Genomic DNA, 13,454 nt, shown 5'->3' with positions numbered 1-13,454 from the left:
GACATACGCAAGGGCGCCTGTCACCGATCGGTGACAGGCGCCCTTCCGTATGAGGGGGTTCTACAGGTTGCGAACCGTGTTGATACCGAGCGACATTCCGGCCAGCCCGCGCTGACGGACGGCCAACTTGTCGGCGATGTCCTTGAGTGCGATGGCTGCGGGTGAATCGGGAGCGCTGAGGACGATCGGCGTCCCGGCGTCGCCTGCCTCGCGGACGGACGGATCCAGCGGGATCTGTCCGAGAAGCGGAACCTTGGCGCCGACGGCCTTCGTGAGGCGATCGGAGACGGTCTGCCCGCCGCCTTCGCCGAAGACGTCCATACGGGTGCCGTCGGGAAGTTCGAGCCAGGACATGTTCTCGACGACGCCGGCGACGCGCTGGCGGGTCTGCAGGGCGATCGCGCCCGCGCGCTCGGCGACCTCTGCAGCAGCCTGCTGCGGTGTGGTGACGACCAGGATCTCGGCGCTCGGGATGAGCTGAGCCACCGAGATGGCGATGTCACCGGTGCCGGGCGGCAGATCGAGCAGCAGCACGTCCAGATCGCCCCAGAACACGTCGGCGAGGAACTGCTGGAGCGCGCGGTGCAGCATCGGTCCGCGCCAGACGACAGGTGTGTTGCCCTGGGTGAACTGCGCGATGGAGATCATCTTCACGTCGTGGGCGACGGGCGGCATGATCATGCGCTCGACCTGAGTCGGCTTGGCGTCAGTGCCGAGCATGCGGGGGATCGAGTGGCCGTAGATATCCGCGTCGAGTACACCCACGGACAGTCCGCGCGCGGCCATTGCTGCCGCGAGATTGACTGTCACGCTGGACTTTCCGACGCCACCCTTGCCGGAGGCCACGGCGTAGACGCGGGTGAGTGAACCTGGCTGGGCGAACGGGATGACGGGTTCGGCGGAATCGCCGCGAAGCGACTTGCGGAGCTCGGTCCGCTGGGCGTCGTCCATGACGTCGAGTTCGACGCGGATCGCACCGACCCCGGCGACGTCGGCGACGGCCTTGGTGACGCGTTCGGTGATCTCGGTGCGCATCGGGCAGCCGGCGGTCGTGAGATAGATGCCGATGTCGACGCTGTTGTCACTGGAGAGGGAGATCCCCTTGACCATCCCCAGTTCGGTGATGGGTTTGCGGATCTCTGGGTCCAGAACTCGCGCGAGCGCGGAGCGAACGTCGGACTCGGTCAGTACAGACATGACTCCATGGTAAGTCCAGGTAGGTCAGTGGATGCGCGGCAGGTCCGATGCGGCGGGCACGATGCCGGTGGAGTACCCGAGCGACCAGGCAAGAACGTTGGCGACGTAGGCGGCCGAGTTGTTGTAGCGGTGGATCGCGGAGGCAACCTGGGTGACGTCCTGCATGTTGAGTCCGCCGTCGCACAGGTACTTGCCGGTGGTCAGTGCGGAGTCGAAAAGGTTCTGCGGGTCGGCGATTCCGTCACCGTTGCCGTCACCGGCGTATTGGTTCCACGTGGACGGGATGAACTGCATCGGGCCGACTGCGCGGTCGTAGACGGTGTCGCCGTCGAGGGCGCCGCCGTCGGTGTCCATGATGACGGCCTGGCCGGGGAGGCTGCCGTTGAGTGGCAGGCCGATCACGGGCTTGTAGAGGTTGCCGTTCGCGTCGGCGTCCTTGCCGTCGTTGGCGTGGCCGGATTCGACGCGGCCGATACCGGCGAGGAGCGTCCAGTGCATGTTGCAGTTGGGCTTCTCGACGGCGAGGATCCGCTCGGCGTTCTGGTAGGCGGCGACGCTCACGCTCGGGATTCCGAGTGCTCCCTCGGCCATGGACGCGGGGAGCGGGGGAGTGGCCTGCACGGGAGCCAGCGGCGCGGGTTCCGGCGCGGGGGCGGGAGCCGGCTCGGCGATTGCTTCGACGGCGGGCAGAATCTGCGCCTGCGGCTCCTGCGTGGCTTGTGCGGCGGTGTCCACCGTTTCGGCGGAGCTGGTGTTGAAGAACGGGACCTTGGGAGCGGCGCCGGCCGTGTTGGCTGCGGTGACGAGTCCGATAGGGATGAGTCCGGTGAGCGCGATGACCGAATTTCGACGGATGTGCGAATCTGTCTTCTTGCTGTGCCGACCCACTGTGTATGCCTCCTGAACCTCCGCGAGGAGGTTTTCCGTTCAACTGACGGAGTCGAGGCTACCTGATTTGTTGCGTTTCCGTTATTCAACCGTGATCTAGAAGGGCAGTTTGGGGCATATGCACTGTTCTTTCGTGATTTTTCGGTTACAGAGCGGGCATGCCGGGTAGGCCCGGGAAGAACGGCACGAATGCCGGAGCCGGGGCCGGAGCGGGCTCCGGTGCGGGTGCGGGTGCGGGTGCCGGTGCGGGCTCCGGAGAGGGGGCGGCGGGTGGAGAGGATTCCGCGGGAGCCGCGTCGGTGGTGGCGGGTGCCGTGGCGGCCACTGCCATGCCCGGGATCGTGCACGGCAGAAGGATGCCGTCCTGCAAGGCGTCGAGGGCTGCGGGGTCCGGAAGGATCACACACATGTCGTCGGGCCAGCGCCATCCCTCGGCCGTCAGAATCGGCCACACGAGACCCCGTGAGGTGAGGACGGGGAGCGGGATGATCGGACCGGGAGCTGCGTTCCGGGCGGCGTTGGGTCCCGGAGCGGGGCTGGTCGGCATGACGCCCGGCGGGATCAGTGCCTGGATCTCGGGTGAGAGTGCAGGCATGTCCGGCAGACCCGGGAAGAGGGGAGCGGTGGTCGGGGTCGGCGTCGTCGACGCTGATTCCTTGTCGCCGGCCGCCGGATCGGTAGCCGCAGCCGCGGCGAGTACGGCCGAAGCGGCGGAGTCTGCCGAGGCGGCGGCGTTGATCGCGGAGCTGCCGGTGTTGATGCCCGAGGTGTACGGCAGCTGACCGGAAGGAATGACACCGTTCTTGTATGCCGTCGACCACATGATCACGTTTGCTGCGTAAGCGGCCGAGTTGTTGTATCGCAGAACAGCTTTGGTCTCCTGGGCGACATCGCGCAGGTTGAGTCCGCCGCTGCAGAGGTACTTCGCTGCCGAGAGTGCCGCATCGAAGACGTTGTTGGGGTCCTTGATTCCGTCCCCGTTGCCGTCGCTGGCATATCCGGCCCAGGTGGCCGGAATGAACTGCATCGGCCCGACGGCGCGGTCGTGAGTGGGGTCGCCGTCGATTGCGCCCTTGTCGGTGTCCCGAATGACTTCGTTGCCTGCCAGCCGTCCGTCGAGGACGGGGCCGAGGATCGGGGTGACCGTCGTACCCACCGAGGTCGTCTTGCCGCCGTTGGCGTGACCGGATTCGATGCGTCCGATGCCGGCCAGAAGATGCCAGGGGATTCCGCATCCCGGTGCCTCGGTCATCATCACCAGCTCCGCGGAGCGGTACGCGTTCAGGACGATCTCGGGGATGCCCAGAGAGGTGAGGACGACGGCCGCGGCGTTGGGCGCTGCCGGGGCGCCGGCGACCGTATCGCTGGGCGGGGCCGATCTTTGCGTTCGGACCGTGCGGGGCGTCGGGAGGAAGTCGACAGAGTCCGGCTGCGCAATCGAGGCGGAGCCCGCCAGTGCGATCGGAACCTGTGACCCTCCGGTCGGTGCGCTTCCGGCAGTGAGGGCCGCTGGACCTGTGACGACGAGCAGTCCCCCCACTAGTGTGGATGCTGCAATCATTCCGCGTACTCGCACGATTCCCCTTTGCTGGCGCTCCCGCTCCGGAGTACCCACCGTGATATCCATATTGCTGTGACTTACGTTACATATCGGTCACGGTGCGTGCAGCAAAACTCAGCGAACGCTCAGCTAGTTGTGACTTTGTTTCGCAGTATTCGAGTCACGGTGCTTCTTCTTCGGGGTCGGTTCGCCGTCGGCAGCAAGGATCGACTTGATCTCCTCGAGCTCCCGTCGCAGGTAGTCGCGGGTGGCAACCTCGCCGACGGCGATACGCAGAGCTGCGAGTTCTCGGGCGAGGAATTCGGTATCCGCCTTGGTTTGCTCGGCGCGTGAGCGGTCCTCCTCGAGCGAGACCCGGTCGCGGTTCTCCTGACGGTTCTGGGCCAGCAGGATCAGCGGCGCCGCGTAGGCGGCCTGGGTGGAGAAGGCCAGGTTGAGCAGGATGAACGGGTACGGGTCCCACTGCAGGGCCACCGCGAACACGTTGATCAGGATCCAGACGATCACGATGATCGTCTGGATTGCGAGATAACGCCCGGTGCCGAGGAAGCGGGCGATGCGTTCACTGACGCGCCCGACAGCTTCGACGTCGAAATCGAGATTGAACCGGCGGCTTCCGCGGGGCGTTTCCAGTCGTTGCCGTGCGGTCGTGCTCGACGCCCGTTCGCTCATCGGAGTAGTTCCTCGTCGTCGGAGTAATCCTCACGCCAGTCTTCCGGCAGGAGGTGATCGAGCACGTCGTCGACCGTCACCGCCCCGATCAGGTGGTTCTCGTCGTCCACGACCGGCCCGCATACCAAGTTGTACGTCGCGAAATATCGGGTGACCGACGCCAACGAGTCGTCCGGGGCCAACCGGGGCATGTCGGTGTCGAGTAGTCCGCCTACCAGGCTGGCGGGAGGCTCGCGGAGAAGCTTCTGCAGGTGGACGCAGCCGAGATACCGCCCGGTCGGAGTCGCCGTCGGCGGACGTACGACGAAGACCATGCTCGACAGCGCCGGGGTCACGTCGTAGTTGCGGGCGCGGGCAAGGGCCTCCGCGACCGTCGTCGAGGCCGTCAGTACCACCGGTTCGGGCGTCATCAGACCACCGGCAGTGTCCGGGGAATGCTCGAGCAGGCGTCGAACAGGTTCGGAATCCTGCGGGTCCATCAACTGAAGCAGTGACTCGGCCTCGGTTTCGGGCAGCTCGCCCAACAGGTCGGCGGCGTCGTCGGGATCCATCGCTTCGAGTAGATCGGCGGCACGTTCGACTTCCAGGTGCATCAGCAGATCGGTCTGGTCGTCCGCCGGCAGTTCCTGCACGACGTCGGCGAGGCGTTCGTCGTCGAGCGCCACGGCCAGTTCGTGGCGGCGCTTCTCCGGCAGTTCGCGCATGGCGTTGGCCACATCGGCGGGTCGCATGCCTTCGTACTGGAGAAGCAGGTGAGCTACGCCCTGGCCGGGGAGTGAGAGATCGCTCTGGGTGAGGCCGGCGACGTGCTGCCAGTCGACGATGTGAATCGCCGCGCGTCGACCGAGGCGTCCGCGATGGCCGCGAACCGCGACCTTGGAGACCACCCAGTCTCGCGTCCGCGTCGATTCGATTCCGAGATCGACGACTATCGTGTCGACGCCGTGAAGCTCCTCGAGTTCCGGGTCGTCCACGCGCACATGCGAATCGAGTACCTGCGCCAGAGCGAGCACTTCGCCCGGGCGCTGGTTGAAGCGCCGCAGACTGACGTTGCCGGTGGTGAGGGTGACTGCACTCGGTTCGATTGCTGTCACACGCAACATCGGAACGAAAATACGTTTGCGCGTGAACATTTCGATCACCAGACCGAGAACGCGGGGTTGCTGGCGTCCGATGCGGACCGTGATGACGACGTCGCGCACACGACCGATCGATTCGCCGTCCGGGCCGAGTACAACCAGGCCGGCAAGCCTGGCTGCAAATACCTTGCCTGCTGCTGCCATGATTGCAAGGCTAATTCGTCCAGCGTCAAAATCTGCAACGGCGCCACCGAAAATCGAGAAGGGCAGTCCGCAATGACTTCACGCAACCGTTCCCGTCGATCGGTATTGGCAGTTCCCGGCAGCAGTCGGAAGATGATCGACAAGGCGAAGGGATTGCCCGCCGACGAGATCTTTCTCGACCTCGAAGATGCGGTGGCGCCGCTGGCGAAGCAGGCGGCCAGGGAGTCGATCGGCGACGCGTTGGCCGAGGACGGGTGGGGCAAACAGGTCAAGGTCGTCCGGGTCAACGACTGGACCACCGAATGGACGTATGCCGACGTCGTGGAGGTGGTGGGCCGCGCCGGAGCGCATCTGGACGCCATTCTGCTGCCCAAGGTTCCCGATGCGAGTCACGTCCAGGCGCTCGATTTGTTGTTGACGCAGGTCGAGAAGGCCAACGGTCTCGAGGTCGGCAGGATCGGGATCGAACCGCAGATCGAGAACGCGATCGGCTTGACCAACATCGACGCGATCGCCACCGCGAGTCCCCGCGTCGAGGCGCTCGTGTTCGGCCCGGCCGACTTCATGGCGAGCTTGAACATGAGAACTCTGGTCGTCGGTGAGCAACCGGACGGCTACGACCGCGGTGACGCGTATCACCACATCCTGATGACCATCTTGATGGCCGCGCGGGCGCACGGCGTCCAGGCCATCGACGGGCCGTACCTGCAGATCCGCGACGTCGAGGCTTTCACTCGGTCGGCTGCGCGAACGGCAGCGCTCGGTTTCGACGGCAAGTGGGTTCTGCACCCCACGCAGATCGAGGCGGCCAACGAGGTGTTCAGTCCGCGCCAATCCGATTACGACCGTGCGGAACTCATCTTGGACGCGTACGCGTTCCACACCTCGGCTGCCGGGGGAGGGCGGGGCGCCGTCATGCTCGGCGACGAGATGATCGACGAGGCGAGTCGCAAGATGGCACTGGTGATTTCGGCCAAGGGTCGCGCCGCGGGGATGGCGCGCACGTCGGAATTCACGCCGCCCGAACACGCCTGACGCTCGCATAGCCGAACGAATCAGGTCTGTAAAGGGCACAATAGGGGGTAGATGTACTTGCGTCATCCGCGTGGATGACGTGCCCGAAAAGAGGAGCGCAGCCAGCCATGTCCAATCCGCTCGGTCAATCGTCGAATGGGTCGCGCCGTGGAGCGTTGCCGACACCGCCTTCGGGATGGCCCATCGGGTCGTACCCCACCTACGCCGAGGCGCAGCGCGCAGTCGATTACCTCTCCGATCAGGAATTCCCGGTTCAGGACGTCACGATCGTCGGCGTGAACCTGATGCAGGTCGAGCGAGTTCTCGGTCGGTTGACGTGGGCCAAGGTGATCGGTGGCGGCATCGTCTCCGGTGCTTGGCTCGGTGTCTTCTTCGGCCTGGTGCTCGGAATCGTCACCGGTGGTTTCCTCGCTCCGCTGATCGCGGGCATCGTGGGCGGCATCATCTTCGGTGTCATCTCCACGACGATTCCGTACGCCGCGACGCGTGGGCAGCGGGACTTCGCCTCGACGATGCAGTTGGTAGCCGGACGTTACGACGTACTGTGTGAGCCCAAGACGGCGGAGTCGGCGCGCGACCTGCTCGCCAAGCTCGCCATCTGACATTCTCGCTCGGGCTGCCAACTTGTGTGATCTCGGTTACTTTATGTACACGCGGGCGCGGTAGTACTCGCTTCCCGTGACCGTTTGCCGGACAAGGAAATAGGTCCCTTCTCCGGCAAAAGTGCCGATGTGTGGTGCGTCGGCCAGCCGTAACGACTGCGCCGTCTCGCCGCCCGAGGAGGACGGCTGTGCAGAACAAGAGATCGCGGGCGGGGCAGAACGAGAGATCGCGGGCGGGGCAGAACGAGAGATCGCGGGCGGGACAGAAGAAGAAATTGCGGGCGGGGCTGCTCGGCGCGGCAACATTGTTGTTGGCGCCCTTGCTCAGTGCGTGCGGATCGGACAATGACGACGGCGTGGTGCTGTCCTTCTACACCGCTGCCGACGGCGCCGAGCAGTATGCGGAGGCCGCCGCCAATTGTTCGGCGGCGTCGAACGGCGCGTACCGGGTCGAGCAGAAAACTCTGCCCAAGGGTGCCGACGACCAGCGACTTCAGTTGGCCCGGCGTCTGACCGGCAACGACAAGTCACTCGATCTGATGACGCTCGACGTGGTGTGGACTGCCGAATTCGCCGAAGCGGGATGGGCATTGCCGCTTCCTGACGACGTGGCGGCCGAGGTCAGCAACGGGACGCTCGAGGGTCCGCTGGAGTCGGCGAAGTGGCAGGACCAACTCTATGCGGCGCCATTGAACACCAACACCCAATTGCTCTGGTATCGAAAGGATTTGATGCCGGACGGGCAACCACCCCAGACCTGGGATCAGATGATCGACATCTCCGAAGGCCTGGCCGCGGAGGGGCGCCCCAGCTGGATCGGTGTGCAGGGCAAGCAGTACGAAGGATTGATGGTCTGGTTCAACACCCTTCTCGCCAGTGCCGGCGGATCGGTGGTGGGGCCGGACGGAACAACCGTGACGGTGGCCGACGGTGATGCTGCCCAGCAGGCGCTGACCGTCATGAAGCGCGTCGCTACCGCCAAGGGTGCGGATCCCTCGATCTCGCAGGGGGATGAAGCGTCGTCGCGACTGGGTATGGAGAGCGGCAAATCTGCCTTCCAGGTCAACTGGCCGTTCGTGCTGCCCGGCATCATGGAGAACGCCGAGAAGGGCGATCTGCCGTACATCGACGACAAGGGCAACGTCACCAGTGAGAACACCGGAAACACGGTGCTCACGGTGAACGGAGAACGGAATTTCCTTGCCGCTCCGTATCCCTCGGTGATCGAGGGTAAGCCGGCCGAGGTCACGATCGGCGGCTTCAACGTGGCGGTGGCCAAGACCAGCCAGCATCCGGACCTCGCTTTCGATGCGCTGACCTGTCTGCGTAACGAGGAGAATCAGCGCAACAACGCGGTAGCCGGTGGCGTTCCGCCGACTCTCGAGAGCCTGTACGACGACCCGGCGTTCCAGGAGGCGTACCCGGCGTGGCGTGAGGTTCGCGACAGCCTGGACACCGCTTCGGTTCGGCCGGTTTCTCCTGCCTATCAGAGTATTTCGACGCTCATCACTGCCACGCTGAACCCTGTGGGAAACATCGATCCGGAATCGACCGTGAACGATCTTGCCGAGCAGGTACGCAAGGCAGTCAATTCCGAGGGGCTGATTCCGTGACGATCGACAGCGAAAATTCGGGAGCTGCACCAACAGTCGCGACGCCATCGCCGGAGCCGAAGCACTCCGCGAAGTCGAAGATGTCCGACGGAAAGGCGGCTGAGCGTCGACTCGGTCTCTGGCTGGTGGCCCCGGCCGCGATTCTCATGATCGCGGTGACCGCGTATCCGGTGGTCTACGCCGTTTGGCTGAGTTTGCAGCGCTACGACCTGCGCTTCCCGGATCAACGAAAGTTCGTGTGGTTCGACAACTACGTGTCGGTGCTGACCGACGGTTACTGGTGGCAAGCGTTCGCGGTGACGACGTCGATCACGGTTGTCTCGGTCGTCATCGAGTTCGTTCTCGGACTGACCATCGCACTGGTGATGCACCGAACGATCGTGGGTAAGGGGCTCGTCCGCACCGTTGTGCTCATCCCGTACGGCATCGTCACCGTCGCGGCGGCATACAGCTGGTACTACGCGTGGACGCCGGGGACCGGCTACCTCGCCAATCTCCTGCCCGACGGCAGTGCGCCGCTCACCGACCAGATCCCGTCGCTCGCGATCATCGTCCTTGCCGAGGTCTGGAAGACGACGCCGTTCATGGCGCTGCTCCTGCTCGCCGGCTTGGCGCTCGTGCCCGATGACCTTCTCAAGGCGGCTCAGGTGGACGGCGCCGGCGCGTGGACCCGGTTGGTACGCATCATCCTTCCGCTGATGAAGCCCGCCATCCTCGTCGCTCTGCTGTTCCGCACACTCGACGCATTCCGCATCTTCGACAACATCTACGTGCTCACGAAGGGAGCGAACGACACCGGGTCGGTGTCGATTCTGGGTTACGACAATCTGTTCAAGGCATTCAACTTGGGCATCGGATCCGCGATCAGCGTGTTGATCTTCGTGTGTGTGGCCGTGATCGCGTTCATCTTCATCAAACTTTTCGGTGCTTCGGCTCCCGGATCCGATACGGAAGGACGCTGACATGACCGTGACTCCCAGACTCAAGATCAGCTGGTCCGTCGTCAACCTTCTGGTCTTGCTGTACGCGTTGGTTCCCGTCCTGTGGATTGCGAGCCTGTCCTTCAAGCCCGCCGGAACCATCAAGGACGGCAAGTTCATTCCGGAGAAGTGGACCCTGGACAACTACCGAGGAATCTTCGACACCAGCGCCTTCACCAGTGCTCTGATCAACTCCATCGGCATCGGACTCATCTCGACGGTCATCGCCGTGGTGATCGGAACCATGGCTGCTTACGCGATTGCGCGCCTGGATTTTCCGGGCAAGAAGCTGCTGGTGGCTGTTGCCCTGCTGATCGCGATGTTCCCGCAGATTTCATTGGTGAGCCCGCTGTTCGACATCGAACGACGGCTCGGACTCTTCGACACCTGGGCCGGACTCATCCTGCCGTACATCACCTTTGCGTTGCCGTTGGCGATCTACACGCTCTCGGCATTCTTCAAAGAGATTCCTTGGGAACTCGAGAAGGCGGCGCAGATGGACGGCGCGACGCCGGGGCAGGCGTTCCGGAAGGTGGTAGCTCCGCTCGCCGCGCCCGGCATCGTCACGGCGGGCATTCTGGTGTTCATCTTCTGCTGGAACGATCTGTTGTTCGCGATCTCGCTGACGTCGACCGAACGCTCCATCACCGCCCCTGCGGCCATCGCAAACTTCACCGGCGCTTCACAATTCGAGGAGCCCACCGGGTCGATCGCCGCGGCCGCCATGGTCATCACCATTCCGATCATCATCTTTGTTCTGTTCTTCCAACGTCGTATCGTGGCCGGGCTTACTTCCGGCGCAGTGAAGGGATAAGCCTGTGGCCGAGATCGTGCTGGACAAGGTGACCAAGCTGTACCCGGACGGAGCCAAGGCGGTCAGTGATGTCGACATCACCATCGCCGACGGAGAATTCATCATTCTCGTGGGCCCGTCCGGTTGTGGAAAATCCACGACTCTCAACATGATTGCCGGGCTGGAAGACATTTCGACCGGTGAGTTGCGGATCGCGGGTGAACGCGTCAACGAACGCGCCCCCAAGGACCGCGACATCGCGATGGTCTTCCAGTCGTATGCGCTGTATCCGCACATGACGGTGCGCCAGAACATCGCGTTCCCGTTGACCTTGGCGAAGATGTCCAAGGACGAGATCAACGCCAAGGTCGACGACGCGGCGCGGGTCCTCGACCTCACCCAGCATCTCGATCGCAAACCGGCGAACCTGTCGGGCGGTCAGCGTCAGCGTGTCGCGATGGGACGCGCAATCGTGCGCAGCCCAAAGGCGTTTCTCATGGACGAGCCGCTATCGAACCTGGACGCCAAACTGCGCGTGCAGATGAGGACGGAGATCGCCCGTCTGCAGCAGCGACTCGGTACGACAACGATTTACGTGACCCACGACCAGACCGAGGCGATGACGCTCGGCGATCGGGTAGTCGTGCTGCGCGGCGGAATCGTGCAACAGATCGGTGCGCCGCAGGAACTCTACGATCGACCGAACAATCTGTTCGTGGCGGGGTTCATCGGGTCCCCGTCCATGAACTTCTTCCCGGGACAGTTGACGGCCGACGGTGTGAGCACGCCGATCGGCGATGTTCGCCTGCCCGCGGCGGCGCAGTCGAAGATCTCGGGCAGCGGCTCGGGCAAGGACGTCGTGGTCGGTATCAGGCCGGAACATTTCGAGGACGTGGCGCTGGTCGATGCAGCGCAGAAGCCGCACGGTGGGACGTTCACCGTCGACGTCGACGTGCTGGAATCGATGGGTTCGGACAAGTACGCGTATTTCCTCGCTGGTGGCCCCGCCGTCAATTCTCGTGAACTCGAGGAACTCGCCGCCGATTCGGGAACGGCCGTCGCTGGTGGCGGTCAACTGGTTGCCAGGCTCTCGTCCGAGTCCACGGTGGCCCAGGGCAGGTCTGTCGATCTGTGGTTCGATCCCGCCAAGATCGCAGTGTTCGACGGCGGTACGGGAGCCAATCTGCTGCTGTGACCTTTACCCGGGCAAGGTGACCGAATACGTCGCGCCCCAGGTGAGCGGTACCTGTTCGGGGCCGGGCGCTGCGTCGGCCGGCTCGGGTAGGGGGACCAGGCGGCCGAATTGTTCGTGATGGGTGGAGGCCGGGGCGGCTTGCGCTGTCCCGGCGACCACGGCGATCGGCGCCGCTGCCAGGGCGCCGGCGACGGCAAATTGAGTGGCGATGCGGCGCTTGCTTGCTCGGGTCGAGATCATGAGCACTCCTGCGTGGTTTCGAGGTTCGGTGAATGCTGTGCCATTCACGGTATTGCGGGTTGATTGTGAAATCTCGTGTGCGAAGCTCATTCACAGGGAACTGGGATGGGCGGCACAGGAGGACAGATGAACGAATCCTCGGTACGAACCGAGCACCTGCCCGGTGGCCCGGACCTCGAGCGGATCATGCGCGAACACGCCTACCGCGGTGCGTACCTCCAACTGACGGTGCGCGGCGCTCTGGTGCTGTTCATCGCCCTGACACTGATTTTCGTCCCGCCGATGAACGACGCGGGATGGTGTTTCGCGATTCTGGGCGCCTATGCACTCTGGTCGGCAGCCGTGGCGCTGTGGATCCGCAAGGGCGGCACCGGTCCGGTGACGATGATCTGGCTCGGCTTGTTCGTCGACCTTGCCGTGCTCGCAACTCTGACATTGCTGACCGGTCTCGCGGCCGAGCAGAGTTGGACCGCCGACATCTTGAGCAACGGCCTCTTCGTCATTCCGGTTCTTGCGTGTACGCAACTGCGGACGGACGTGTGTGTCGGCGTCGTTGCCTGCACGATCGGGGTGTTCTTCGTTTCCAGCTGGGCAACGATGACTTCGAACTCCGAGCCGTGGCCGTCGATCCTGCTGAGCACCATGGCCTTGGCCGGAGTGGGCGCAGGCGCAATCGGACTGACTCGGATTCAAAGATCACGCGTGCTGACCATCGGGCACCTCGTCGGGCATCGCACCAGCCTTCTGGCCGAACTCATGGGGCTGGAGCAGCGTGAGCGCACAGAACTGTCCGAGCAATTGCACGACGGGGCGCTCCAGTACGTTCTCGCGGCGCGGATGGATCTCGACGAATTGGCAGGCAGTGCGGAACCCGTCGCGTTGGCGCGAGCTGGGAAAGCGCTCGGTGAAGCGACAACGCTGCTGAGATCCTCCGTCTCGGAACTGCATCCCACAGTTCTCGTCCACGTGGGCCTTGCCCGCGCGATCGGGGACCTCGCGCGCTCGGCGCAGGGACGCGGCGGAGTGGTGGTCGACGTCGACACTTCGGGCTGGAACGACGATCTACGCACGTCTGCCGACGAGGTCTTGTTCGGCGCCACCCGAGAGCTTCTGGGCAACGTCGTCAAACATGCCGGCGCGCAGAACGTCCGGATCGAGCTTGCACGACTGGACCACCGTGCGGTGCTCGTGGTCTCGGACGACGGTCGGGGGATCAGCGCCGATCGGATTGCCGAACGACGGGCTGCCGGGCACATCGGACTGCTCTCGCACGAACTGCGTGTGGTTGCCGCGGGTGGCTCGTTCTCGGTCGGACCGGGTGAAGAGTCCGGAACCCTCGCGCGAGTCGAGATACCGTTCGAGATCGTCACCGCCACTGACCACGATCGTTGAGGA

The 13,454-nt window shown here is 64.2% G+C and carries 13 protein-coding genes; 7 read left to right on the top strand and 6 right to left on the bottom strand.

From position 1 onward, the window contains the following. Nucleotides 1–60: 60 nt before the first annotated feature. From AOT96_RS00950 to AOT96_RS00930, 5 genes are all read right to left on the bottom strand, one after another. A complete protein-coding gene (locus AOT96_RS00950) occupies nt 61–1,197 on the bottom strand; it encodes an Mrp/NBP35 family ATP-binding protein (protein WP_003945178.1) in 1,137 nt (378 codons plus the stop codon). Nucleotides 1,198–1,221: 24 nt separating this feature from the next. Beyond that, nucleotides 1,222–2,085: a lytic transglycosylase domain-containing protein gene (locus tag AOT96_RS00945; RefSeq protein ID WP_003945171.1), complete on the bottom strand. Its 864-nt coding sequence runs from the start codon at nt 2,083–2,085 to the stop codon at nt 1,222–1,224. Between the two features lie 145 nt (nt 2,086–2,230). Further along, on the bottom strand, nt 2,231–3,661 hold the full coding sequence (locus tag AOT96_RS00940; RefSeq protein WP_231917374.1) for a lytic transglycosylase domain-containing protein: 1,431 nt from the start codon (nt 3,659–3,661) through the stop codon (nt 2,231–2,233). A gap of 114 nt (nt 3,662–3,775) precedes the next feature. Next, nucleotides 3,776–4,318: a DUF1003 domain-containing protein gene (locus tag AOT96_RS00935; protein ID WP_003945067.1), complete on the bottom strand. Its 543-nt coding sequence runs from the start codon at nt 4,316–4,318 to the stop codon at nt 3,776–3,778. Beyond that, the gene (locus AOT96_RS00930; RefSeq protein WP_003945077.1) at nt 4,315–5,601 is read right to left on the bottom strand and encodes a magnesium transporter MgtE N-terminal domain-containing protein; all 1,287 of its coding nucleotides are present in this window, start codon (nt 5,599–5,601) and stop codon (nt 4,315–4,317) included. Before AOT96_RS00930 ends, AOT96_RS00935 begins: the two co-directional genes overlap by 4 nt. Nucleotides 5,602–5,673: 72 nt before the next feature. Between AOT96_RS00930 and AOT96_RS00925 the strand changes: the two genes are divergently transcribed. From AOT96_RS00925 to AOT96_RS00900, 6 genes are all read left to right on the top strand, one after another. Further along, on the top strand, nt 5,674–6,636 hold the full coding sequence (locus tag AOT96_RS00925; protein ID WP_054187358.1) for an HpcH/HpaI aldolase/citrate lyase family protein: 963 nt from the start codon (nt 5,674–5,676) through the stop codon (nt 6,634–6,636). A 107-nt stretch (nt 6,637–6,743) separates the two neighbouring features. After that, the gene (locus AOT96_RS00920; RefSeq protein ID WP_003945065.1) at nt 6,744–7,238 is read left to right on the top strand and encodes a general stress protein; all 495 of its coding nucleotides are present in this window, start codon (nt 6,744–6,746) and stop codon (nt 7,236–7,238) included. Between the two features lie 275 nt (nt 7,239–7,513). Beyond that, nucleotides 7,514–8,851, top strand: a complete 1,338-nt coding sequence (locus tag AOT96_RS00915; protein ID WP_030536939.1) for an ABC transporter substrate-binding protein — start codon at nt 7,514–7,516, stop codon at nt 8,849–8,851. Nucleotides 8,852–8,931: 80 nt separating this feature from the next. Then, nucleotides 8,932–9,813 (top strand): carbohydrate ABC transporter permease, encoded by an 882-nt coding sequence (locus tag AOT96_RS00910; RefSeq protein ID WP_044480569.1) that lies wholly within the window; start codon nt 8,932–8,934, stop codon nt 9,811–9,813. Between the two features lies 1 nt (nt 9,814). Further along, complete coding sequence (locus AOT96_RS00905) at nt 9,815–10,645, top strand: carbohydrate ABC transporter permease (protein WP_003945075.1); 831 nt, start codon at nt 9,815–9,817, stop codon at nt 10,643–10,645. 4 nt (nt 10,646–10,649) lie between these two features. Next, nucleotides 10,650–11,819, top strand: a complete 1,170-nt coding sequence (locus AOT96_RS00900; RefSeq protein ID WP_003945069.1) for an ABC transporter ATP-binding protein — start codon at nt 10,650–10,652, stop codon at nt 11,817–11,819. Nucleotides 11,820–11,822: 3 nt separating this feature from the next. Here the strand turns inward: AOT96_RS00900 and AOT96_RS00895 are convergent, their stop codons facing one another. Continuing rightward, entirely contained in the window at nt 11,823–12,059 is a 237-nt protein-coding gene (locus AOT96_RS00895; RefSeq protein ID WP_231917373.1) for a hypothetical protein, read from the bottom strand. Between the two features lie 126 nt (nt 12,060–12,185). On the opposite strand from AOT96_RS00895, the gene AOT96_RS00890 reads away from it, so the two are divergent. Beyond that, nucleotides 12,186–13,451 (top strand): sensor histidine kinase, encoded by a 1,266-nt coding sequence (locus AOT96_RS00890; protein WP_065352738.1) that lies wholly within the window; start codon nt 12,186–12,188, stop codon nt 13,449–13,451. Nucleotides 13,452–13,454 lie beyond the last annotated feature (3 nt).

This window comes from Rhodococcus sp. 008, assembly GCF_001682295.1.
Taxonomy (GTDB): Bacteria; Actinomycetota; Actinomycetes; order Mycobacteriales; family Mycobacteriaceae; genus Rhodococcus_F; species Rhodococcus_F qingshengii.
The sequence above is the reverse complement of the archived record's forward strand: the minus strand, read 5'-3'. Positions and strand labels throughout refer to the sequence as shown.